The organism is Roseateles sp. P5_D6, assembly GCF_054049415.1.
In genome coordinates this window covers 99,807-120,926 of the sequence record NZ_JBFUMK010000023.1, presented here as the reverse complement: position 1 = coordinate 120,926, position 21,120 = coordinate 99,807, and the positions used below count along the sequence as shown (strand labels likewise).

General features: G+C 66.8%; 24 protein-coding genes and 1 tRNA gene. 18 read left to right on the top strand and 7 right to left on the bottom strand.

Going from position 1 to position 21,120, the window contains the following annotated elements:
* Positions 1–2: 2 nt before the first annotated feature.
* From ACXJKM_RS25070 to ACXJKM_RS25015, 12 genes are all read left to right on the top strand, one after another.
* Complete coding sequence (locus tag ACXJKM_RS25070; protein ID WP_457355952.1) at positions 3–629, top strand: formate dehydrogenase subunit gamma; 627 nt, start codon at positions 3–5, stop codon at positions 627–629.
* Positions 616–1,614, top strand: coding sequence for a formate dehydrogenase accessory protein FdhE (fdhE, locus tag ACXJKM_RS25065; RefSeq protein WP_457355951.1), 999 nt, complete (start codon positions 616–618; stop codon positions 1,612–1,614). The genes ACXJKM_RS25070 and fdhE overlap by 14 nt, the downstream gene beginning before the upstream one ends.
* Positions 1,614–3,038 (top strand): L-seryl-tRNA(Sec) selenium transferase, encoded by a 1,425-nt coding sequence (selA, locus tag ACXJKM_RS25060; RefSeq protein ID WP_457355950.1) that lies wholly within the window; start codon positions 1,614–1,616, stop codon positions 3,036–3,038. Before fdhE ends, selA begins: the two co-directional genes overlap by 1 nt.
* Complete coding sequence (gene selB / locus ACXJKM_RS25055; RefSeq protein ID WP_457355949.1) at positions 3,035–4,978, top strand: selenocysteine-specific translation elongation factor; 1,944 nt, start codon at positions 3,035–3,037, stop codon at positions 4,976–4,978. Before selA ends, selB begins: the two co-directional genes overlap by 4 nt.
* A gap of 4 nt (positions 4,979–4,982) precedes the next feature.
* Positions 4,983–5,078 (top strand) — tRNA-Sec (locus tag ACXJKM_RS25050).
* Positions 5,079–5,090: 12 nt separating this feature from the next.
* A complete protein-coding gene (locus ACXJKM_RS25045) occupies positions 5,091–5,522 on the top strand; it encodes a glycine cleavage system protein H (RefSeq protein WP_457355948.1) in 432 nt (143 codons plus the stop codon).
* Positions 5,501–5,902, top strand: coding sequence for a DsrE family protein (locus ACXJKM_RS25040; protein ID WP_457355947.1), 402 nt, complete (start codon positions 5,501–5,503; stop codon positions 5,900–5,902). Before ACXJKM_RS25045 ends, ACXJKM_RS25040 begins: the two co-directional genes overlap by 22 nt.
* Before the next feature lie 30 nt (positions 5,903–5,932).
* The gene (locus tag ACXJKM_RS25035; RefSeq protein WP_457355946.1) at positions 5,933–6,805 is read left to right on the top strand and encodes a putative selenate ABC transporter substrate-binding protein; all 873 of its coding nucleotides are present in this window, start codon (positions 5,933–5,935) and stop codon (positions 6,803–6,805) included.
* A complete protein-coding gene (locus ACXJKM_RS25030) occupies positions 6,802–7,608 on the top strand; it encodes a phosphonate ABC transporter ATP-binding protein (protein WP_457355945.1) in 807 nt (268 codons plus the stop codon). Before ACXJKM_RS25035 ends, ACXJKM_RS25030 begins: the two co-directional genes overlap by 4 nt.
* Complete coding sequence (gene phnE / locus ACXJKM_RS25025) at positions 7,605–8,423, top strand: phosphonate ABC transporter, permease protein PhnE (RefSeq protein ID WP_457355944.1); 819 nt, start codon at positions 7,605–7,607, stop codon at positions 8,421–8,423. The genes ACXJKM_RS25030 and phnE overlap by 4 nt, the downstream gene beginning before the upstream one ends.
* Positions 8,420–9,190, top strand: a complete 771-nt coding sequence (locus tag ACXJKM_RS25020) for a PhnE/PtxC family ABC transporter permease (protein ID WP_457355943.1) — start codon at positions 8,420–8,422, stop codon at positions 9,188–9,190. Before phnE ends, ACXJKM_RS25020 begins: the two co-directional genes overlap by 4 nt.
* Positions 9,187–9,762 carry a nitroreductase family protein gene (locus tag ACXJKM_RS25015; protein ID WP_056195101.1) on the top strand — a complete coding sequence of 192 codons (576 nt, stop codon included), beginning with the start codon at positions 9,187–9,189 and terminating at the stop codon, positions 9,760–9,762. The genes ACXJKM_RS25020 and ACXJKM_RS25015 overlap by 4 nt, the downstream gene beginning before the upstream one ends.
* 190 nt (positions 9,763–9,952) lie before the next feature.
* On the opposite strand, the gene ACXJKM_RS25010 is transcribed toward ACXJKM_RS25015, so the two are convergent.
* Positions 9,953–11,452 carry a peroxidase family protein gene (locus tag ACXJKM_RS25010; RefSeq protein WP_457355942.1) on the bottom strand — a complete coding sequence of 500 codons (1,500 nt, stop codon included), beginning with the start codon at positions 11,450–11,452 and terminating at the stop codon, positions 9,953–9,955.
* 203 nt (positions 11,453–11,655) lie between these two features.
* On the opposite strand from ACXJKM_RS25010, the gene ACXJKM_RS25005 reads away from it, so the two are divergent.
* The 6 genes from ACXJKM_RS25005 to ACXJKM_RS24980 all read left to right on the top strand — a co-directional run bounded on the left by ACXJKM_RS25005 (position 11,656) and on the right by ACXJKM_RS24980 (position 16,212).
* Positions 11,656–11,958, top strand: coding sequence for an urease subunit gamma (locus tag ACXJKM_RS25005; RefSeq protein ID WP_056195107.1), 303 nt, complete (start codon positions 11,656–11,658; stop codon positions 11,956–11,958).
* A gap of 9 nt (positions 11,959–11,967) precedes the next feature.
* Positions 11,968–12,135, top strand: a complete 168-nt coding sequence (locus tag ACXJKM_RS25000; RefSeq protein WP_457355941.1) for a hypothetical protein — start codon at positions 11,968–11,970, stop codon at positions 12,133–12,135.
* Positions 12,135–12,440, top strand: coding sequence for an urease subunit beta (locus ACXJKM_RS24995; protein WP_457355940.1), 306 nt, complete (start codon positions 12,135–12,137; stop codon positions 12,438–12,440). The genes ACXJKM_RS25000 and ACXJKM_RS24995 overlap by 1 nt, the downstream gene beginning before the upstream one ends.
* Entirely contained in the window at positions 12,437–14,155 is a 1,719-nt protein-coding gene (ureC, locus tag ACXJKM_RS24990; protein ID WP_457355939.1) for an urease subunit alpha, read from the top strand. The genes ACXJKM_RS24995 and ureC overlap by 4 nt, the downstream gene beginning before the upstream one ends.
* A gap of 101 nt (positions 14,156–14,256) precedes the next feature.
* The gene (locus tag ACXJKM_RS24985) at positions 14,257–15,822 is read left to right on the top strand and encodes a TIR domain-containing protein (protein WP_457355938.1); all 1,566 of its coding nucleotides are present in this window, start codon (positions 14,257–14,259) and stop codon (positions 15,820–15,822) included.
* Positions 15,823–15,915: 93 nt separating this feature from the next.
* Entirely contained in the window at positions 15,916–16,212 is a 297-nt protein-coding gene (locus ACXJKM_RS24980; RefSeq protein ID WP_457355937.1) for a hypothetical protein, read from the top strand.
* A gap of 126 nt (positions 16,213–16,338) precedes the next feature.
* Here ACXJKM_RS24980 and ACXJKM_RS24975 read toward each other — a convergent pair whose 3' ends face one another.
* The 6 genes from ACXJKM_RS24975 to ACXJKM_RS24950 form a co-directional block, all read right to left on the bottom strand.
* Positions 16,339–16,734: a PIN domain-containing protein gene (locus ACXJKM_RS24975; protein WP_457355936.1), complete on the bottom strand. Its 396-nt coding sequence runs from the start codon at positions 16,732–16,734 to the stop codon at positions 16,339–16,341.
* Positions 16,731–16,988, bottom strand: a complete 258-nt coding sequence (locus ACXJKM_RS24970) for an AbrB/MazE/SpoVT family DNA-binding domain-containing protein (RefSeq protein ID WP_457355935.1) — start codon at positions 16,986–16,988, stop codon at positions 16,731–16,733. The genes ACXJKM_RS24975 and ACXJKM_RS24970 overlap by 4 nt, the downstream gene beginning before the upstream one ends.
* 187 nt (positions 16,989–17,175) lie before the next feature.
* Positions 17,176–18,612 (bottom strand): PA domain-containing protein, encoded by a 1,437-nt coding sequence (locus ACXJKM_RS24965; protein WP_457355934.1) that lies wholly within the window; start codon positions 18,610–18,612, stop codon positions 17,176–17,178.
* Entirely contained in the window at positions 18,599–19,042 is a 444-nt protein-coding gene (locus ACXJKM_RS24960; protein WP_457355933.1) for a post-PEP-CTERM-1 domain-containing protein, read from the bottom strand. The genes ACXJKM_RS24965 and ACXJKM_RS24960 overlap by 14 nt, the downstream gene beginning before the upstream one ends.
* A gap of 18 nt (positions 19,043–19,060) precedes the next feature.
* The gene (locus ACXJKM_RS24955) at positions 19,061–19,729 is read right to left on the bottom strand and encodes a choice-of-anchor J domain-containing protein (RefSeq protein WP_457355932.1); all 669 of its coding nucleotides are present in this window, start codon (positions 19,727–19,729) and stop codon (positions 19,061–19,063) included.
* Between the two features lie 359 nt (positions 19,730–20,088).
* Entirely contained in the window at positions 20,089–20,919 is an 831-nt protein-coding gene (locus tag ACXJKM_RS24950; protein WP_457355931.1) for a spondin domain-containing protein, read from the bottom strand.
* Positions 20,920–21,120 lie beyond the last annotated feature (201 nt).

The window sequence follows — 21,120 nt, the reverse complement described above, 5'->3', positions numbered from 1 at the left end:
CCATGGCAACCCGCCTTCTGCAGCGCTACAGCGCTGGCGACCGCACCAACCACTGGTTGATCGTGCTGTTCTTCCTCGGTGCCGGCCTCTCGGGCCTGGCCTTCTTCCACCCGGCCTTCTACTTCCTGACCGCGCTGTTCGGCGGCGGCACCTGGGCGCGCATCCTGCATCCCTTCATGGGCGTGGTGATGGCGCTGTGCTTCGTCGTCATGTTCATGAAGCTGTGGCGGCACAACCGCATGACTGAGGCGGATAAGGAATGGATGAGGCACAGCGGCGACATGCTGCGCGGCGACAAGAGCCACATGCCACGCGTGGGTCGCTACAACGGGGGGCAGAAGGTGGTGTTCTGGCTCATGGCTGCCAGCCTGCTCGTGCTGGTGCTGACCGGCTTCATCTTCTGGCAGCCCTGGTTCGCCGACAGCTTCCCCATCCTGGCGCGGCGCATCGCCGTCGTGCTGCATGCGCTGTCGGCCACGGTGCTGATCCTGACCGTCATCGTGCACGTCTACGCGGCCATCTGGGTCAGGGGCTCGCTGCGCGCCATGACGCGCGGCACGGTGACCGAGGGCTGGGCGCGCCAGAATCACGCGCTATGGCATCGCGAAATGACCAATGACCGTCGGTAACCCGCAGAAGATCCTCAGCCCGGAAGAGATCGCCGTTCGCGCCGGCGAGCAACTGAGCTTTCTGCACCTGCCCGAGCCCGGCGTGTTTGCCGATCGCGCGCTGCGCCTGCGCGCGCTGGCCGACGGGCATGCCATGGGCGACTTCCTGCGCTTCGTCGCCGAGCTGGCCGACGCCCAGCACCGCGCCTTGTCGGCCAACGTCGCCGTGCCGCTGCCCACACCGGACGACATCGACGCCGCCGCCCGTGCCGGCGCGCCGCTGCTGCCGGCCGAAACCTGGCCGCGCGAGCCCATTTGGCGCGACTCGCTGCGTGCCCTGCTGACCGACCTGGCCTGCCGCCTGCCCGACGGTCCCGCCAAGGCTGCCGCGCTGCAACTCGCCGCCGCCAGCGACGAGCAACTGGAGACCCAGGCCGGCCGCCTGCTGTCCGGCGTCATGCTGGGGCTGGACCTGGCCAGCGCACCGCTGATCGCCGCCGGCCTGCAATTGCATTTCACGCGCCTGGTGCGGCAGACCTATGCCGAATACGGCAACGCTCCTGTGCCGCCCTTCGGCCGTACCGACGACCCCACGCTGTGCCCCYGCTGCGGGTCGCACCCCGTCGCCTCTGTGGAACGCCTCGGCGCCGAGGGCGCGCGCTACCTCGCCTGCGGCCTGTGCGCCACGCAATGGCATTACGTGCGCATCAAGTGCACGCACTGCCAGAGCACCAAGGGCATCTCGCTGCAAAGCCTGGTCGCGGCCGATGGCGCCTCGACCACCACCGGCGCCGTCGTGCAGGCCGAGTGCTGCAGCGAGTGCGGCCACTACCTGAAGCTGATGCACCCGGCGCGCGACAACGGCGTCGAGCCCGTCGCCGACGACCTCGCCAGCCTGACGCTGGACCTGCTGGTCGGCGAAGCCGGCTTGCATCCGCATGGCGTCAACCTGTTGCTGCTGCTCGGCGAGCCGGACGAGGCACCGCCGCCAGGACGAGAGCACTGATGGCTGCGCCCGACGAATCCGTGGTCCACGGTTCCAAGGCAAGTCCAAAAGACCTCCCGGCCCTGGACAGATTGCTGCGCGAAGCCGCGCCGCTGGTGGCCGAGCATGGCCACACGCTGGTCGCCAAGGAGGCGAGGGCGCTGCTGGACGCGCTGCGCACCCAGGCCCTGGCCGGCGCGCTGACCCGTTCGGACCTGGACGGCCTGCCCGCGGCGCTCGCCGCCCGCGTGCAGGCCCGCATGCGGCCCGCCATGCGCGCCGTGCTCAACCTGACCGGCACCGTCATCCATACCAACCTCGGCCGCTCCCTGCTGGCCGACGCTGCGCTGCAGCAGGTGCTGGCGCTGATGGGTTCGCCCAACAACCTCGAGTTCGACCTTGCCGCGGGTGGCCGCGGCGACCGCGACGAACTGATCGAAGCCCTGCTGTGCGAGCTGACCGGCGCGGAGGCCGCCACCGTCGTCAACAACAACGCCGCCGCCGTGCTGCTGGGGATCGCGGCGCTGGCCGGTGGCAAGGAAGCCATCGTGTCGCGCGGCGAGCTGGTCGAGATCGGTGGCGCCTTCCGCCTGCCCGACGTGATGGCCGCGGCCGGCGCGACGCTGGTGGAAGTGGGCACCACCAACCGCACCCACCCGCGCGACTACGAGCAGGCCATCACGCCGCGCACCGGTCTCATCGTCAAGGTGCACACCAGCAACTACCAGGTGCAGGGCTTCACGGCGGCGGTGGACGAGGCGACGCTGGCGCCCATCGCGCATGCCGCCGGCCTGCCCCTGATGACCGACCTCGGCAGCGGCGCGCTGGTGGACCTGGCCGCCTACGGCCTGCCCGCCGAGCCGCTGCCCCAGGCCATGCTCGCGGCCGGCTGCGACGTCGTCACCTTCAGCGGTGACAAGCTGCTGGGCGGCCCGCAGGCCGGCCTCATCGTCGGCAGCAAGGCCGCGGTGGGCCGAATCCGCAAGTACCCGATGAAGCGCGCGCTGCGCCTGTCCAAGCTGCCCCTCGCGGCGCTGGAGGCCACGCTGCGGCTCTATCTGCGGCCCGAAAGGCTGGCGCGGGACCTGCCGACACTGCGCCTGTTGACGAGGCCTCAGGACCAGATCGCCGCGCTGGCCCAACGCCTGCTGCTCGAGATCGCCGCCGCTGTCGCGCCGCGCTTCACCGTCGAGGCGTTGGCGCTGCAAAGCCAGATCGGCTCTGGCTCACTCCCTGTCGAGCGGCTGCCGTCTGCCGGCCTGGCAATCAGCGCGGTCGACGGCCGCGGCCGCACGCTTGAAGCGCTGGCCACCGCGCTGCGCGAGCTGCCACGACCCGTCATCGGCCGCGTGCAGGACAACCGGCTGCTGCTGGACCTGCGCTGCCTCGAAGAGCCCGCGCTGCTGACCTCTCAGCTCGCCTTGTTGAAGGAGGCCCTGGCGTGATCGTGGGAACCGCCGGCCACATCGACCACGGCAAGACCACGCTCGTGCGTGCGCTGACGGGTGTGGACACCGACCGCCTGCCCGAAGAGAAGGCGCGTGGCATCAGCATCGAGCTGGGCTATGCCTATCTCGATGTCCCTGATACATGGGGCCCCCAGGCGGCGAGTACGCCGCCGCCCCCCGAGGGGGTGCCGCCGGCTAGGGGCGGCCCGTCGCCGGCTTGCGCCGAACGGATCGGCTTCATCGACGTGCCCGGCCACGAGAAACTGGTGCACACCATGCTGGCCGGTGCCAGCGGCATCGACTTCGCATTGCTGCTGGTCGCGGCCGACGACGGCGTCATGCCGCAGACGCGCGAACACCTGGCGGTGCTCAGCCTGCTGGGCCTGACGCACGGCGTCGTCGTGATCACCAAGGCTGATCGCGCCGAGCCCGGCCGCGTTGCCGCGCTGCAGGAGGAGGTGAGGGCGCTGCTCGCCGGGACGGGCCTGGATGCCGCGCCCATCCTGGCCGTGTCCGCGCCCACGGGCGATGGCCTGGGTGAACTGCGCGAACTGCTGTTCGCCGCCGCCCGCCAACTGCCGGCCCGCGCCTCGCCGCATCTCGCCGCCCGCCTTGCCGTGGACCGCGCCTTCAGCCTCGACGGCGTCGGCACCGTCGTCACCGGCACGCTGCATGCCGGCGAGATCGCCGTCGGCGATGAGCTCGTCATTCAAGGTCGCCGCGCCCGCGTGCGCAGCCTGCATGCGCAGAACCGAGCTGTCGAGCGAGCCCAGGCCGGCCAGCGCTGCGCCGTCGCGCTTGCCGGCCTGACCAGGGAGCAGGCGCCGCGCGGCCAGTGGCTGACCGCGCCGGCCGTGGCGCTAGCGACCGAACGGCTCGATGCGCGGCTCACGCTATGGCCCGGCGAGGCCAGGCCGCTGCGCTCGGGCACGCGTGTTCACCTGCACCTCGGCGCCCAAGCCGTCATGGCCAGTGTGGCGGTGCTGGACGGCGACGCCATCGAGCCGGGCGGCACGGCCCGCGTGCAGCTCGTCTGCCACGCGCCCGTCGGTGCCTGGCGCGACGACCGCCTCGTGCTGCGCGATGCCGGCGCCAGCCGCACCATCGCCGGCGGCATCGTGCTCGATCCCTTTGCGCCTGCGCGCTATCGCCGTGCCCCCGAGCGGCTTGCCGAACTCACGGCCTGCGAGCTGCCCACCGCCGAGCAACGTCGCGAGCGGCTGATGGCGCTGTCGTCGCTGGGGCTGGACCTGGCCCGCTTTGCGCAGGCCGAGGGCCTCGCCGAGGCGCTGGACGGCTGGTCCCTGGGCACCGAGGCCCGTGCGGCGCTGACGACCAAGCTGCTCACCACGCTGGCCGACTTTCATGCGAAGTCGCCTGACGAACTCGGCCCCGATGCCGCCCGGCTGCGCCGCCTCGTCGCGCCCCGCATCGCCGAGGGCTTGTGGCGCCAGCTGCTGGCTGAGCTGCGCGCCGCGGGTCACATCGCCCAGCGCGGCGGCTGCATGCACCTGCCCGAGCACGGCGTGCAGCTGTCGGCCGCCGAGCAGCGCATCGCCGAGAAGATCGCGCCCCGGCTGGCCGCTGCGGGTGCGGAAGGCGCCTGGGCCCGCGACCTCGCCAAGGACTGCGCCGAGCCCGAGCCGCTGATGCGCTCCACGCTGGCGCGGCTGGCCCGGCAAGGCGAGCTGCACCAGGTGGTGAAGGACCTCTACTGCGACACGGCGACGATGACACGGCTCGCCGGTATCGCGCGCCTCATCGGCGCCGAGCAGGGCACGGTCACCGCCGCGGCTTTCCGCGACGCGACCGGCCTGGGCCGCAAGCGGGCCATCCAGCATCTGGAACATTTCGACCGCGTCGGCCTGCTGCGCCGCGTGGGCGACGAACATCGGCTCCGGGCGGACAGCGCCCTGTTTGCGGAGCAGGCGGCATGAATCTGGAGGGGCAACGACACCGGTGTGTCGGCCGGGCTTCAAACCCGGTGGGTGGCGCCACGCGCCGCTGGGAGGGTTCGACTCCCTCGCCCCTCCGCCATCGGGCCCGTCCATGCTGATCGCCCGCACCGAAATGCCCGAGGCGCTCTGGTACTGGGTCGACGACCAGACCTGGGCCGAACCGCTGCCCGACGGCCATGTCCGCATCGGCATCACAGCCCTGGGCCTCAAGGCCTCGGGCGACATCTACATGTGCCGCCCCAAGCCGGTCGGCAGCGAGGTCGAGCAGGGCCGCTCCATCGGCGTTGTGGAGCTGGCCAAGTCCATCGTGTCGGTGAAGTCACCGCTGTCGGGCCGGGTCGTCAAGGTCAACGAGGCGCTGGAAGAACGGCCGGAGCTGGTGCATCAATCACCCTATGACGCCGGCTGGCTGGTCGAGCTCGAGCCGTCGAATCTCGACGCCGAGAAGGGCCGGCTCGCCATCGGCGGGGACGCGATCCGCCAGGCGATGCAGGAATGGGCATGGCTGAACCAGCTGAGCTGAAGTCTCGAACCGGCCTCGCCATCCTGCTCTGGGCGGCCGATCCCGACGACCCGGTGCGCCTTGCCACGCCGTTCGCGCATGCCGCCGCGGCAGCGGCTCTGGAGCTGCAGGTCGAGGTTTACTTTTCAGCGCGGGCCGTGCTGCTGCTCAAGCCCGGCGTGGCCGAACAGCTGCGCGCCTCAGATCGTTTCGACAAGACCATTGCCGACTGGATGACGGACGCGCTGGACCATGGCGCGCGCTTCTTCGCCTGCTCCGACGCCCTCGCGGCGCAGGGCCTGGCGCTGGCCGATCTGATCCCCGCCGGCCGTCATCACGGCGGTGCGGTCCAATACGCCCTTCGCGCGGCCGACCCCGCCTGGGCCACGCTCGTTTTCTGACCCCTTGCTTTCCACGACTGGAGAACCCTGATGACCGCCTTCCCCCGTTCCGTCGCCCGTGTGGCGCGTGGCCTGGTTGCCGTGCTGGCGCTCACCGGCGCCGCGGCGCAGGCCCAGCAGGTGCTGCGCGTGACCGCCATCCCCGACGAATCGCCCACCGAGCTGGCGCGCAAGTTCGCGCCGCTGGGGGCTTACCTGGAGAGCAAGCTCGGCATGAAGGTCGAGTGGACGCCGGTGACCGACTACGCCGCCGCCGTCGAGACGGTGGTCAACAAGAAGATCGACCTGGCCTGGTTTGGCGGCTTCACCTTTGTTCAGGCCAATGTGCGCTCGGGCGGCAAGATCGTCCCGCTGGTGCAGCGCGAGGAGGACGAGAAGTTCCGCTCCGTCTTCATCACCGACAAGGCCAGCGGCATCGCCAAGCTGGAAGACCTCAAGGGCAAGACGCTGAGCTTCGGCTCGCAGAGCAGCACCTCGGGCCACCTGATGCCGCGCAGCTTCCTGCTGGCCGCCAAGATCAACCCCGATGTGGACCTGAAGCGCGTGGCCTTCAGCGGCGCGCATGACGCGACCATCGCCGCCGTCGCCAGCGGCAAGGTGGACGCCGGTGCGCTGAACATCTCGGTCTGGGAGAAGTTCGTGGCCGACAAGAAGGTCGACCCGAACGAGGTCAAGGTCTTCTACACGACGCCGCCCTACTACGACTACAACTGGTCGGTCCACGCCGACATGCCGCAGGCCCTGCAGGACAAGATCAAGGCCGCCTTCCTGGCACTGGACCCGAACACGGCGCAGGGCAAGGAGATCCTCGGCCTGCAGCGTGCGACCAAGTTCATCGCCACCAAGCCTGAGAACTACGTCGGCATCAAGGCCGCTGCCGAGAACGCTGGTCTGTTGAAATGATTGAACTGAATGGCGTCGACGCCGCCGCGCTGGGCGGTGTGACGCCGGTGCTGCGCGGCATCACTCTCGGGCTGGCCGCCGGCGAGCAGGTGGCCGTCATCGGCGCCTCCGGCGCGGGCAAGACGACGCTGCTGAACCTGCTCGCGCTGATGCAATGCCCGCTGGCCGGCCGCTTCACGCTGCAGGGGCGTGAGCCCTGGTCGCTGGCGCGCGCCGAGCGCCGCCGGCTGCGTGCCGGCATTGCACTGGCGCCCCAGCATCCGCCGCTGCCACCGCGCCAGCGCGTGGCCGTGGCCGTGCTGGCTGCGCGGCTGCCGCGCATGTCTTTCGGCCGCGCACTGCGCACCTTGTGGAGCCCGCCGGACGCCGCCCTCGCGCAGGACGCGCTCGAAAAGCTCGGCCTGCCCGACAAGCTCTGGCTGCGTGTGGACCGCCTCTCCGGCGGCGAGCGTCAGCGTGTGGGCCTGGCGCGGCTGCTGGTGTCCGACACCCAACTGTGGCTGGCCGACGAGCCTCTCGCCGCGCTGGACCCGACGCGCGCCGGGCAATCCCTGGCGGCGCTGCAGGACGGCGCCCGCGCCGCTGGCGCCGCGCTGGTCTGCAGCCTGCACCAGGTGGACCTGGCGCTGGCGCGTTTTCCACGCGTGATCGCGCTGCGCGCCGGGCAGCTGGTGTTCGACGGTGCGCCGTCGGGCCTGGGCGGCGACCTGCTGGACGAGCTCTACCGCAGCCAGCTGGAGCCGCCGCCCGAGATCGCGCCGCTGCCGCAGCCCGTGCCTCTGCCGCAGGCGATGTGCCGGTGACGGACCCCGCCCTGCGCGACCCGGCGCTGAGCCGCCGTTGGCTGGCCTTGCTGATCGGCCTGGTGCTGCTGTGGCCGCTGCTGGTGCTGTCCGAGTTCAAGCCCTGGACGCTGCTGGACGAGCGCGGCCTGCGCGCCACCGGGCGCTATCTCGCGCAGTTCATCCACATGCGCAGCGACGCCGAGTTCCTGCAGATGCTGGCACAGGACACCTGGCGCACGGTGGCCATTGCGACCGCGGGCCTCACGCTGGCGCTGGTGCTGGCCGTGCCGCTGTCGCTGCTGGCCACGGCGCGCTTGTCCGCCAGCACGCTGGAGGGCCGGCCTGGCCCGGCACGTTGGCTGCGCCGCGCGGTGCGGGCGCTGCTGGTGGCGCTGCGGTCCATTCCCGAGCTGATCTGGGCGCTGGTGTTCGTGCGTGTCGTGGGCCTGGGCGCCACGGCCGGCGTGCTGGCCATCGCCATCGCCTACGGCGGCATGCTGGGCAAGGTCTACGCCGAGATCCTTGAAAGCGCCGATGCCGCGCCCACGCACGCCCTGCTGAGCGCCGGCGCCACGCGCTGGCAGGCGCTGTGCTTCGGCGCGCTGCCGAGCTGCCTGCCCGAGCTGCTGAGCTACACCGTCTACCGCTGGGAATGCGCGGTGCGATCGTCGGTCGTGCTGGGTTTTGTCGGTGCGGGCGGGCTGGGCCAGCAGCTGGACAACGCCTCCAAGATGTTCGCGGGCAACGAGGTCAGCGCCATCCTGCTGGTCTTCATCGGCCTGGTCATGCTGAGCGACGCCTTCAGCCGCTGGCTGCGCGGGCGCCTGGCATGAAGCGCGAACCCGTGCGAGCGTCGACCTGGGCTGTGCTCGCCGGCCTGGCGGCATTGGTCGTCGCCAGCTACTGGTCATTGAACCTGCAGTGGTCGGCTTTCCTCGGCGTGGATGCGCTGGCCAGCATGGGCCGTTTCGGGATGAGCTTCTTCCCACCGCAGCTCGCGCCGGCATTCCTGGCCAAGACCGGCTGGGCGCTGCTGGAGACCTTGGCCATGTCGGCTCTCGGTACAGCACTGGCGGTCGTTGGCGGCCTGCTGCTGGCGCTGCCGGCCTCCGGGCAGGGCGTGGGCCGGGCGGTGGCGCGCATGGTGCTGAACCTGCTGCGCAGCGTGCCCGAACTGGTCTGGGCCACGCAGCTGCTGATCCTCGCAGGCCTGGGCCCCTTGCCCGGCACGCTGGCGCTGGCGCTGCACACCAGTGGCGTGCTGGGGCGGCTGTTTGCCGAGAGCTTCGAGAACGCGCCGGCGGCCGGTGCACTGGCGCTGCGCCAGCGCGGCCTGGGCGAGGGCCGCGTGTGGCTGTTCGCCACGCTGCCGCAGACGCTGCCGCAGCTCGTCAGCTACACGCTGTACCGCTGGGAGAACAACATCCGCGCGGCCAGCGTGATGGGCGTCGTCGGCGCCGGCGGCCTGGGCCAGATGCTGAGCTACCACCTGGGTCTGTTCCAGATGGCCGAGACGTGCACGGTGCTGGCCGGCATGATCGCGCTGGTCGGCCTCGTGGACGCGCTGTCCTGGGTCGCCCGCAAAAGCCTCACGCGATGAATCCTGAACCCCTGCAAGCCCTGCTGACCCGCTATTCGGTCGGCCCCAAGCATCTTGTCGAGCCCGGCCCCAGCGACGAGCAGCTTGCGCTGATGGCCCAGGCTGCGCTGCGCGCACCCGACCACGCCGAGTTGGTGCCCTATCGGTTCAAGCTGGTGCGCGGCGCCGCAAAACAAGGCATGGCCGCCCTGTTTGCCGACGCGGCCCGTGCGGCCGGCAAGGACGAGGAGGGCGCGGCCCTGGATGCCGAGCGCGCGTTGAAGCCGCCGATGACGGTCGCCGTCGTCGCCCGCATCGACCTGGGCCACCCGCAGGTGCCGGCCCACGAGCAATGGGCGGCCGTGGGCGGCGCCATCGCCAACTTTCTGACGGCGGCGCACGCGCTGGGCTTCGGCGGCAAGATGCTCAGCGGCGCCAAGGTGCGCAACCCGGCCATCGCCGCGGCCTTCTGCGAGCCGGGCGAGACGCTGGTCGGATGGATTGCGCTGGGCACGCCCGCGCGCCGCCCCACCGGGCCGGCGCGCAAGCCAGCCGCGGATCAGGTGCTCGTGGAGTGGACCGGGGCCTGTTGACACTGCGGTAACGGGCCGCGTTGTGGCCAGAAAGGCCGCGAGCAAGGCGCAAACCGCAGCCGGGTTGGACACCCGGGGAGGATTTGCAACGCCGCGCGCGGCCTTTCTGGCCACAACCCTTCGGGAAGGGCGCCTTGATTGGCCCCTGGCGGCGGGCCTTCGCGACCCATTACCGTAGCGTCAACAGGCCCTAAACCAGACCGGTGAACTTCAGCACGTTCCAGAAGCTGATCTCGTTGCCGATCATCGGCACCCAGCCCGCCGGCGCGGCATGGCGGAAGGAGCGCGGGTCGGCGTCGACGATGCCGTTGAACACCTCCATCAGGATGCGCCCGCCCACCGGGCCGAGCTGGGAAATCGAGCACGGACCGGTGACGTAGTCTTCATCGTTCAGGTCGCGCTTTCCCGCCTCGCGCCAGTAGTCCAGCACCGGCTTCTGCGCCTCGGCCAGGATGTAGAACCACAGCGGCGTCTCGGTCAGGAAGCGCTTGTCGGCGCTCTCGATACTCTTGTAGGTGAAGCCGTTGAGCCCTTCCTCGCGCACCATCAGATCGTCCGGGCCCAGCGGCTTCTCGTGCAGCTTGGCGGCAAAGGCCTGGCCGGTGGCGATGGCGTAGCTGGGCAGGTTGCCGCGCTTGAGGTTGAGCCCAGCCAGCGACGCGCCATTGCCTACGCTGGGTGGCAGGGCGGCCAACGGGTCCACCAGCGACGGGTCGATCTTGTAGGCCCACTGCAGGCGCACGGCGGGGTTGTTCTCCACCGGCTCGGGGCCGTTCTTGACGGGAATGGCAAAGCTGGGCGTGAAGAAGCGGCCCCAGTCGTCGATGACATGCGCCTCGGGCAGCGGCTGGAAGCCGATCAGGCTGTCATCGTTGAGGTCGCCGCCGTCGAAGATGAGCTTTTTGGTCGCGCTGTTGAGCCGGTAGCCGCGCCTGACCATCGAGTGCCCGTAGCGGTAGGCCGCGCCGACGAATTCCTTGGGCAGTTGGGTGCGCAGCGTCGGCACGTAGAGGTCGTAGGCAGCATCGCCGAGGGCGGCGCGGCGCTGGGTGAAGAAGTCGTAGGTGTGGGTGTTGACGATGCGCAGCAGGTAGTCCTCCAGCACGACGCGCTGGTAGGTCCAGGTGACCTCCGCGCGGGCGCGCTCGAACAGGTTGCCGGTGTCACCACTGGCGGCGAGCTTGGCGACGACGGCGTTGTGGAACTTGATCATCGCCAGCTGGATCTGGCAGACGATGGAGTTCTCGTCGTTGCGCTTGTCGCCAATGATGGCGCGGCCATTGGCCGGCTGGCGCATCAGGTCCTTGCCGCTCGGGTCGATCAGCAGCGTGGCGCCGTCGGCGGCGTACATATAGGGCTGGTCCTGCGGGCCGGCGCCGTAGACGCAGTCCAGGTCCAAGGCCGGGTTGCGCAGGTTGGACGCGGCGTCCGTGGGTCGGGAGAAGGACGAGGTGATGTCCAGCGTCAGGTCATGGTCGATGAACTGGCCGAAGTAGGTGTAGCCAGCCGGCACCTTGAGGTTCTCCTCGGCGTCGGCGCCGTCGTTGAGTTCGTCGTCCGGCACGATCATCAGCGCGGCCAGCGCGTCGAGGCTGGCGTCGCTGAAGGGCTTGTGGTTCTCGGGCAGCAGGCGGGTGAACTTCTGTTCGCGGGTGCCGAGCAGGCCGTGGCCGTTGTTGGGGGTGGTCATGGCGGTCTCCTGAAAAAACGAGGGCAGAACGGCATGCTGAGCCGGTGGTGAGGACATTGAATCCTCAGCCCTGTGGAGAAAGCATCTCTGGCATGCTTCAAGCTAGGGGTTAGGTAGCCCCGATTGCCCTCAAGCTGTCGCGAAGCCAACATGGAGCTGCCTCCCCATGCTTGGCCACCAAGCTGACCAACAAGTGAAGAGAGATGGAACTCACTCCGAGAGAGAAAGACAAGCTGCTGCTCTTCACCGCAGCGCTGCTCGCCGAACGCCGCCGCGCGCGTGGGCTCAAGCTCAACTACCCTGAGGCCGTCGCCTTCATCAGTGCCGCCATCCTCGAAGGCGCGCGTGACGGCAAGACGGTCGCGCAGCTGATGAGCGAGGGCCGCGAGATCCTGACCCGGGCCGACGTCATGGACGGCATCGCCGAGATGATCCCGGAGATCCAGGTCGAGGCCACCTTTCCCGACGGCACCAAGCTCGTGACCGTTCATCAACCCATTGCCTGAGCCCTTCCTATGCGCAAAATGATTTTGCTGCTGCCGTTGATCGGCGCTTCCGCCCTGGCCCACGACGGCCACGGCGCACCGGGTGTTCATCTGCACGGTTGGGATGGCGTCGGCATGACGGCCCTCGTCGCCGCCGCCGGCTTCGCGATCTGGTGGTTCGCCAAGGGCCGCAAGTGATGGTGCCGGGCGAATTGATCACCGCTGAGGGCGAACACGAACTCAACCCGGGCCGCCGCACGCTGACGCTGAAGGTTGCCAACACCGGCGAGCGGCCCATCCAGGTTGGCTCCCACTACCACTTCGCCGAAACCAACGCGGCGCTGGGCTTTGACCGCGAGGCCGCGCGCGGCATGCGCCTGAACATCTGCAGCGGCACGGCCGTGCGTTTCGAGCCCGGCCAGACGCGCACCGTCGAGCTGGTCGACCTGGCCGGCGACCGCACGGTCTACGGCTTCCGTGGCCTCGTGCAGGGCAAGCTATGAAGATTTCCCGCAGGGCTTATGCCGAGATGCTCGGCCCCACCGTCGGCGACAAGCTGCGCCTGGCCGACACCGCCCTCATCATCGAGATCGAGCAGGACCTGACGCTGCGTGCCGGCGGCTACGGTGAAGAGGTCAAGTTCGGCGGCGGCAAGACCGTGCGCGACGGCATGGGCCAGTCGCAGCGCGTGAACGGGCCCGGCCCGGGTGACGCGGTCGACACCGTCATCACCAATGTGGTCATCCTCGACCACTGGGGCATCGTCAAGGCCGACATCGGCTTGCGCGGCTGCCGCATCGCGGCCATCGGCAAGGCCGGCAACCCCGACGTGCAGCCCGGCGTGGACATCGTCATCGGCCCCGGCACCGAAATCATCGCGGGCGAGGGCTTCATCGTCACACCCGGCGCCATCGACACCCACATCCACTTCATCTGCCCGCAGCAGATCGAAGAGGCGCTGATGAGCGGCGTGACCACCATGATCGGCGGCGGCACCGGCCCGGCCACCGGCACGCTGGCCACCACCTGCACGCCCGGGCCGCATCACATCGCCACGATGCTGAAGGCGGCCGAGGCCTTCCCGATGAACCTCGGGTTCATGGGCAAGGGCAACGCCAGCCGCCCCGAGGCGCTGATGCAGCAGATCGACGCCGGCGCCATCGGCCTGAAGCTGCACGAGGACTGGGGCACCACGCCCGCGGCCATCGACAACTGCCTGAACGTGGCCGAGCTGACCGACACGCAGGTTGCCATCCACACCGACACGCTCAACGAGAGCGGCTTTGTCGAGGACACGATTGCCGCCTTCAAGGGCCGCACCATCCACAGCTTCCACACCGAAGGCGCGGGCGGCGGCCACGCGCCGGACATCATGCGCGTGGTGGGCGAAGCCAACGTGCTGCCCAGCTCCACCAACCCGACGCGGCCGTTCACCGTCAACACGCTGGACGAGCACCTCGACATGTTGATGGTCTGCCATCACCTGGACGCGGGCATTGCCGAAGACCTGGCCTTTGCCGAGAGCCGCATCCGCCGCGAGACCATCGCCGCCGAAGACATCCTGCACGACCTCGGCGCCATCAGCATGTTCTCGTCCGACTCGCAGGCCATGGGCCGCGTGGGCGAGGTCTCCTTACGCTGCTGGCAGACGGCGCACAAGATGAAGGTGCAGCGCGGCGCCTTGCCAGGGGACGGCGCCGGCAACGACAACGCCCGCGTGAAGCGCTACCTCGCCAAGCTCGCCATCAACCCGGCGCTGGCCCACGGCATCAGCCACGAGGTGGGTTCGATTGAAGTTGGCAAGTGGGCCGACCTGGTTTTGTGGAAGCCCGCCTTCTTCGGCGTGAAGCCGTCACTGATCCTCAAAGGCGGCTTCATCGCCGCCGCCGCGATGGGCGATGCGAATGCCTCCATCCCCACGCCGCAGCCGGTGCACTACCGGCCGATGTTCGGCTCGTTCGGCGCAGCGCTTCAGCAGGGCTCGCTGACCTTCGTCAGTCAGGCCGGCCAGGGCAACGTCGAGAAGCTGGGCCTGGCCAAGACGCTGGTGCCGGTGAAGGGCTGCCGCTCGGTCAAGAAGGCCGACATGCTGCTCAACAACTATCTGCCCGTCATGGAAATCGACGCGCAGACCTACGAGGTGAGGGCGGACGGCGTGCTGCTGACCTGCGAGCCGGCGAAGGAGTTGCCGATGGCGCAGAGGTATTTCTTGTTTTGACAGTCGTGCTGGAACGTATGACTGAAATATTGGTCTGTTCCATCTCTCTTTAAGTGCGCGAAGCATCTCAACTGCTAGTTGCGCGTTAACCAAACATGGTCATGTCAACTCACCAGCTCGACGAAGTCTTCAACGAAGCTCAAATTCCGACTCTTACCTACGTGCCGCCGGCTGAAGCTAAGCAGTTGCGCGCTTCATTGAAAACGAAAGGTAAACATGTGACGTTGGTGGGGGCGTCTGGGTCAGGGAAATCGACAGTCGCGGAAAAAATACTCGCTGAAGTTTATTCAGACCCAAATCGCGTACATAAGTTCAGCGGTAGAACATACACAACAGAAAGTTCGATCGTATCGATCCTCGGTAAAGAGTTCCAAGAAGAACCCTCGGCGGCGGCGATTGAGCCGTGGCTGCAGGCTTTTGATTTGGTGGTAATCGATGATGTTCATCATCTTTCATTTGAGGCGCGACAAGAACTTGCCCGCATGCTGAAACTGTGGCATGAGAAGCGAATCAAATTTCTGCTCATTGGAATCGCAAAAACATCTGATCAAATATTGGGCAGTGACCCAGAACTCGCGATTCGGAACGATGTCCATACGCTTGCAGCCCAGGACGCTGCTTTCTTGAAGCAGGTTCTTCTAAAGGGTGAAATTGCTCTGAATGTGGAATTCGACGACACGTTTGAGGCGGCTGCGGTAGGTGCCGCCAAAGGTTTGCCGGCGATCTTTCAGGCCATGTGTCGAATCGCGTGCGTAGAGTGTGATGTGGAGCAAACCGAGCCTGACAAGAAGTTCGTTAAGACAGAGTTGGCAGCAATCGGAAAGTCGGTTGTGCGAATGTTCGATCCGAAATACTTTCTTCGGTTGGTGGGATTGGCTCAGGGACGAAGGCAGGCTCGTGCTGTGCACGACACTTTTTATGAGATTGTGGATGCGCTTGGGCGTAGTAGTAAAACGCAGATTAGCAAGCCAGAATTATACCGAAAGATTGTCGGATCGGTGCAAGACGCGGAACTCAAGAAGCGGAAGTCAACGAGTTTTTACAGGGCGATGGATTCGCTTCAAAAAACAATCGAAGAACGCAAGCTGGATGACATACTGATTTTTGAATCTGACACGCTTTCAATTGATGACCCGCTCTTTCGCTTTTATCTCGATCATGTTGACTTTGATCGAATTAAATCGCTGGTCAAGATTCGCAAGGACGAATATGAATATGACGTTGCGGTCAGCTTTGCAGGCGAAGATAGGGGGCAGGTCGCCACCCTTGTTTCAGCGCTCGAAGCGCGTGGCGTGGAAGTGTTTTACGATTTCAACGAAAGTGCCCGGCTTTGGGGCAAAGACCTTGAAGTGGAGTTGGCGCGCATTTACGCACAGGAGGCGCGCTTTATGGTCCTATGTCTGTCCGCGAGTTACCCGGTCAAAGATTGGACGCGATTCGAGTTGGACATTGGCGCAAGAGCGTCTAAAAAGCGCCCCTCCGAATACTTGCTTCCGCTGCGCCTTTCCGATGACCTGCAGCCAATAGTTGGTCTTCGGAACACTATTGGATATCAAACGATGGCGACTGCCGGAGATGTGGGCCGAATTGCTGAGTTGCTTCTCGCCAAAGTTTCTCGCTGGGAGGGGGATAGGAGCGACTCTGAGGCGGCTCCGCTCCTTACTTAAAACTCGTTGGGATTCACTTCGTTCACCCCAACCTGCCGACGTTTCTAGGTGCCTTTGGCCTTGTCGGCTTCTCATTGCCTTCGGAGCGAAGAAATGAAGTTTGTTGTGGCTGTTCCGTTTAGCTTGTATGTCCTCTTTGTAATAGTCGCAATATCAGTTGGTGGGATCGCGCTTTATTGCGCGCTCCTGGTCTTCAGTGTTCTGTTTCTGATTTTTCATCCAAGGCTGTTTATTAGTTTGGTGCTATGGGGGGTGGCTGTCCAGTTGGTTAGGGTTGGCTTTGTGTATTGGTACATTGCTGCTCCTGCCTTGGTATTGCTTGCAATGGCACTTAAAAAAGGGGTTGCTGAGGCTAAGCCGCTCAAGTTTGATTGGGGATCGGACAAATAACGCTACAAAGCCCGTCGGTTGGGTAGCCAGGTAGGGCGGGTCGTGATCCGCACGGATTTCCAACGGGTGTGCGCACCGAAATCGCGGGTTACGCCTTCGCTAACCCGCCCTACGAATTCCGCTCGCTCATATCACCCGCACCCCCGGCAACTTCGCCATCCGCCGGTCAAACGTTGCCGTGAACTCGCAGCCCAGCTGCTGGTGCTTGGCCGCAATCAGGCAGTCCGAGAACCCGCACGACGCTTTCGCGAACAGGTCCGCCGCCACCGCGACCGCATCGCTGTGCTCGAAGCAAAACGCAGGCTCATCCAACAGGCTGTGCACGACCGCAAGCTGGGCGACCTTGTTCTGCTCATAGGCCGACGCCAGAACCCACAGTGCCTCAGCTAACACCACGTCGGTCACGAGCAGTGAGCCTATCCCTTGACCGTGTTCACTCAGCAGGGCCTCGACGCGTGGCGCCTGTGCCGGGTCATCGTTCAGCCACAGGCGCAACAGCACCTTGGTGTTGAGCCCGATCACCGTTTGGCCTTCGTGTGCTTGCCTCGCAGCTGTGCGGCGATGCCGGCGTCCATGGCTTCCACCGACAGCGGCGCAGCGTGGGGCGACTTCAACAGCCCGCGCAGCCGCAGCGCATTGGGCTTGATGACCCGCACGGTGATGGTGTTGTCTGCCATCAGTTCAAAGTCCAGCGTCGAGCCGGCGTCCAGGCCCAGCCGGTCGCGGATTTCCTTGGGCAGAGTGACCTGGCCTTTGCTGGTGAGGGTGGCAAGCATGGCAACTCCCGCCATGTATTCCTTACATGGTGCCCAGGTGAGGATGATGCGGCAACCGGCGCTGCGGGGTGCTGAGCTCGTAGCCCACGGCAGGCCTTCGGTGAAACGCGACGGGAAGGCGCGGCGCTGCCGTGCGTGTGAGTTCGGATTTCTCCGCGCCCCTGAGTCGATCCCAGTGAAGTGCGGCCTACCAGCCGATGTCCTTCAGCAACGCGAAGGTCAGGTCCTGGGGCAGAGTGACTGCGTGCAGCAGATCGCCGTTGATTGCCGGCTCCATCAGCAGGTTCGGGAAGGCGATGGTGTCGAAGTGCGATACCGACGACCCGCCCTGGAACGGATTCGGCGCGAACAGGCGGGCTCGGCCGAAAATGTCAGCACCGGCGTACTGCGAGGCATTCACGCTCATCAGCGCGGTGACGCCCGAGGAAGTGCGCGTGCGCTTGGACAGCGCGGTCTTCAATAGATTCCCGTCGGCCAGGGACACGCTGATCACTGGAATCGTCACTGTCGGGTCGGCACCGCCCAGGGCGGGCGCGCTTCCTGCGACGTTGTTCACGACGATCGCACCGATGGCGCCCGCGTTCTGCACGTTCTTGGCCTTGATGGCGAAGGTGCAGGTGCCGCGGTCCACCAAGGCGATGCGGCCATTCACGGCCAGCGCGTTGGCGGCGCTCAATGGGTTGCAGGCCAGACCCGTCGAGGTGCCGGTATCAACCACCGGCATCAGCGTGCTGGTCACGGCGGACGACGACAGCGGCGCGCCGAAGGAGGCCGTGCTGATGTTGTACGGCCCCGCCGCGGAACCGGCCGCGGGCCCGCCAATCGTGAGCGAGGGCGTGCCCAGGCTCAGCACCGTGGGCAGGCTGGTCAGCACCCCGGCTCCGCTCCAGGTCAGCTTGCCGGTGTTCAACGCCGACTCCGCACGTTGCGAGTTGGTCATGTCCACCCACAGCAGCTTGGCCGTGTCGTCATAGATGTAGTGATCCCAGATCGACGGACGGTTGTCGAACTGCGCGCCGCTGCTGCCGCTGGTGAAGGTCTGGAAGCCCAGGCCATGAGCGAACTCGTGCAGCAGCACGGTGACGAGGTCGACGTTCGGACCGTGGTTGTTGTCGAGTCCGAGGTAGAAGGGCGAGCCTGGCAGGCAATCTGCGAACAAGCCGAGGCGCGAGTTGAAGCGCGCGCGGATGTCCTGGCCATCGACCGGGTCGCCAGCGCTCAGGTTCACGCCGGCAAGCTTGTTGGCGAGCGCCTGGGGATACCAGGTGTTGACCTTGGCCGCGCCCGCAAAGTCACGCCATATATTCCATGCGCCGGCGCTGCCCAGAACGGCGGAGGTTGCAGTGCAGGTCAGCGGCTCGAAGCTGGCACGGATGACGATGGTCTGCGAGCTGGTGAGCGTCGCACCCCAAATGTTGGCCGCGGTCTGGAAGGCAATCAAGCGCTGCTGGCCGAGTGTCGTGCCGGCGTTGCCACCCACGGGAGCTGCAGGCGTCGGGTCGTTGAACCCTTCGCCCGCGGCGTTCAAGTTCTGGATGACGATGGTGGCTGCGGCCTGCGCCTGCAGGACAGAGGCGGCCAGCAGGACGCCCGCCAGTGCGCCCAGGAACTCACTTTTCTTCATGGCTGTGCTTCCCGCGAGATTGATCAACGGTGGAGACGGCGGCCTTGGGGTCGCGGACCAGCTTCTCTGCGGTTTCCTTCCCGGTCACGCACTGCATGTCCAGCGAACCGTCCGCCTTGCGGGTGACCACCGAATATGACAAGAAGGCATCGTTGACGCGGTAGCGCACGCCGTTGGTCGTACGGATTTCCACCGGATCACGGGTGTCGGGATTGGTTCCCGGTGCGGCAGCGGCCGCATCAGCGCGGGCCTTGGCGGCGGCCTCGTCCATCGCCTTCGCTTCGTCGGCCGTGGGCGGGCGCAACTGGCCCGTCACCGGGTCGCGCACGATGCGCATTCCCACCGCATCGGCCGCAAATACCGGGGCCGACCCGACGAGCACCGACATGGCGGCAATCAGACCCGCAGCCTTGAACTTGATTTCAGCCATGGTGATCATCCTCTCGTGTCAGACCGACCTGCGGCGCGCCTGCACCAATGCAGCCAAGCCCAGTGCCACCAGCGCAATGGTCTGGGGTTCGGGCGCGGCATTTGATTCGGCCGCGGCCACCATCACAGTGTCGATACCGATGTAGTTGGATGTATCGGCGTCGCCGAAGTACTCAAAGGCGAAGCGGCCTATCGCGCCCGCGCCCAACCCGGGCAGCATCACTGTGTACGCGGTCCAGTCATCAACCATTGCCACCGTCGGCGACAGTCTCTCGGTGACGACTTCACTGCCACCCTGGGCGGTGGCGCCGGCCAGCACGGCAAAGGTGTCGGAGAAGCCCGCACCCGCGGAACCGTCGCCGCGGACATAGAACGTCAGGGTCACATCGGACTCCAGGGAGAAGTACGGTGTGATCAGGAAGTTGTCGATGAACCCGCCGGGAGGAGCGGCCAGGTAGTTGGAAGCGATGTAAGCGTTGGCAGCGCCCGCCTGCGCGGTAAACGCCGTGGTGTTGTCGCCCTGGAACCAGTCGGTGCCGGGGCTGGGTGAACTGACGTTGGCCAGGACCCAGCCCTTGCCGGCCAGGGTCGCGACGTCGTCGAAGCCCTCGCTCAGGAGGACACCCGCTTGCGAAAGCGTAGCCAATCCCGCCAATACGAAGGCTGCGCCAAGTCTTGTGATCTTCATGAACACTCCGAATTAACCGCATTTGGGTTGGAGGCGCAGGCCGTCTCGGAGCAACCACTCTTTCCGGCCGCAACCTCGCCGGCCTGGGCAGTTGGCGAGAAGTGCCTGTCCAGTAGCCCTCGCGACAAGATCAGTCAGTCACTGCATCCGTCCGATTGGCGAGGCTAGGTTCGTGGTTGCCTCGTGGCAAGCCCTCTTGTTGGGGGGAAGCTGGCAACGTACTAATGAAGCCGCTTGAACATGCGCATCAACCGACCGTGCCGGCGCTACCTACACCACCAAGCAGGCGGCATCCGCGCTGGCGTGGACATGCTGCTGCCGGCCCCGCCGCTGCCTTCACATCCTCTACCCAACTTCGCTCAGACCTTGTGCGCGTTCCCGGCGCCTGCACGCTTGCGCAGCAGGTGCAGCAGCGGCAGTCCACCCGCCAGCAGAGCCCAGGTGGTCGGCTCGGGCACAGCGCTGATGGTCAGGCTGGCTGCGGGGCCAGGCAGCCAGTTCCAGGCCGCTGGCGCATTCGCGTCGCCGCGGATGCCCAGGTGGGTGGTGATCAAACCGCCTTCGGGATCGCGGGCGTTGCCCAGCCCGAGTGCGCCGAGAAAGCCATTGGCCTCGTTGTTCTTCTCCGAACCCGCGTCGTAGCCGTACAGGTTGATCGTGACGGTGCCGGTGATGGTCGACAGGTCCAGGCCACTGACGCCGATGAAGCCGTCATTCGTCCAGCCCAGCATGCTGGCAAACGACAGCAGGTGGTGGGAGGCATTGGCATTCACCATGACCGTCACGGAGTCCTGTTGAGGCAAAGGCGCGGACAGCGGCGCAGCGACGCTAAGCACGCTCGTGCCGACCAGGGCGTTGACCTCGTCGAGCAGGAAGCTGCGATTGCCGCCTTCTGCAATGCGCCAGATCGTCTCCGGCGCGGCCTGGCCGACGGTGTAGGCCGTGTAGGCGTCGCTGTGCGTGATGAACACCGGTGGCGAAAGCCGCTGGCCGGTCTGTGCCGTCGCCGCCCCCGTGGCCGCGGCATTGCTCGTCAGGTTCTTGAACGTGATCTGGTAGGCCGGTGCTTGTGCGGCGGCCCCTTGAGGAAACAAGAGGGCAGCCGCAAGCGCCACTCCGAGGGCGCCCAGCCGATGGGGCGTGATGGCTGTGCGGTGGGGGGCAGGGGCGGCGTGATGTGCGTTGTTCATTCGAGAGATCTCCTGTTGGTTGGCACGCAGGGCAACACCCTGCGTGCTGCAGTCGCCGCCAGGCCGCAGGCATTACTCCCTAGGTTCATAGCGACCACCCGGATGGGGGTGCTGCTGTAAGGAGCAGGGCACAAGGCCGACCAAGGCGCCCGCGGAAAAGCCGAAAACCGGGGTCCCAGCCCGTTCGTTGGCAAGACACCG

Excerpts from the sequence above, each read along its gene's own strand:
- ACXJKM_RS25015 (WP_056195101.1), top strand. The coding sequence starts at position 9,187 with ATGAATCCTGAACCCCTGCAAGCCCTGCTGACCCGCTATTCGGTCGGC.
- ACXJKM_RS24965 (WP_457355934.1), bottom strand. The coding sequence starts at position 18,612 with ATGAAGAAAAGTGAGTTCCTGGGCGCACTGGCGGGCGTCCTGCTGGCC.
- ACXJKM_RS25020 (WP_457355943.1), top strand. The coding sequence starts at position 8,420 with ATGAAGCGCGAACCCGTGCGAGCGTCGACCTGGGCTGTGCTCGCCGGC.
- ACXJKM_RS25045 (WP_457355948.1), top strand. The coding sequence starts at position 5,091 with ATGCTGATCGCCCGCACCGAAATGCCCGAGGCGCTCTGGTACTGGGTC.
- ACXJKM_RS24955 (WP_457355932.1), bottom strand. The coding sequence starts at position 19,729 with ATGAAGATCACAAGACTTGGCGCAGCCTTCGTATTGGCGGGATTGGCT.
- ACXJKM_RS25010 (WP_457355942.1), bottom strand. The coding sequence starts at position 11,452 with ATGACCACCCCCAACAACGGCCACGGCCTGCTCGGCACCCGCGAACAG.
- ACXJKM_RS24960 (WP_457355933.1), bottom strand. The coding sequence starts at position 19,042 with ATGGCTGAAATCAAGTTCAAGGCTGCGGGTCTGATTGCCGCCATGTCG.
- ACXJKM_RS25070 (WP_457355952.1), top strand. The coding sequence starts at position 3 with ATGGCAACCCGCCTTCTGCAGCGCTACAGCGCTGGCGACCGCACCAAC.
- ACXJKM_RS25000 (WP_457355941.1), top strand. The coding sequence starts at position 11,968 with ATGCGCAAAATGATTTTGCTGCTGCCGTTGATCGGCGCTTCCGCCCTG.
- selA (WP_457355950.1), top strand. The coding sequence starts at position 1,614 with ATGGCTGCGCCCGACGAATCCGTGGTCCACGGTTCCAAGGCAAGTCCA.
- ACXJKM_RS24980 (WP_457355937.1), top strand. The coding sequence starts at position 15,916 with ATGAAGTTTGTTGTGGCTGTTCCGTTTAGCTTGTATGTCCTCTTTGTA.
- ACXJKM_RS24995 (WP_457355940.1), top strand. The coding sequence starts at position 12,135 with ATGGTGCCGGGCGAATTGATCACCGCTGAGGGCGAACACGAACTCAAC.
- ACXJKM_RS24985 (WP_457355938.1), top strand. The coding sequence starts at position 14,257 with ATGTCAACTCACCAGCTCGACGAAGTCTTCAACGAAGCTCAAATTCCG.
- ACXJKM_RS24970 (WP_457355935.1), bottom strand. The coding sequence starts at position 16,988 with ATGCTTGCCACCCTCACCAGCAAAGGCCAGGTCACTCTGCCCAAGGAA.
- ACXJKM_RS25040 (WP_457355947.1), top strand. The coding sequence starts at position 5,501 with ATGGCTGAACCAGCTGAGCTGAAGTCTCGAACCGGCCTCGCCATCCTG.
- ACXJKM_RS24950 (WP_457355931.1), bottom strand. The coding sequence starts at position 20,919 with ATGAACAACGCACATCACGCCGCCCCTGCCCCCCACCGCACAGCCATC.
- ureC (WP_457355939.1), top strand. The coding sequence starts at position 12,437 with ATGAAGATTTCCCGCAGGGCTTATGCCGAGATGCTCGGCCCCACCGTC.
- ACXJKM_RS25005 (WP_056195107.1), top strand. The coding sequence starts at position 11,656 with ATGGAACTCACTCCGAGAGAGAAAGACAAGCTGCTGCTCTTCACCGCA.
- ACXJKM_RS25030 (WP_457355945.1), top strand. The coding sequence starts at position 6,802 with ATGATTGAACTGAATGGCGTCGACGCCGCCGCGCTGGGCGGTGTGACG.
- ACXJKM_RS25035 (WP_457355946.1), top strand. The coding sequence starts at position 5,933 with ATGACCGCCTTCCCCCGTTCCGTCGCCCGTGTGGCGCGTGGCCTGGTT.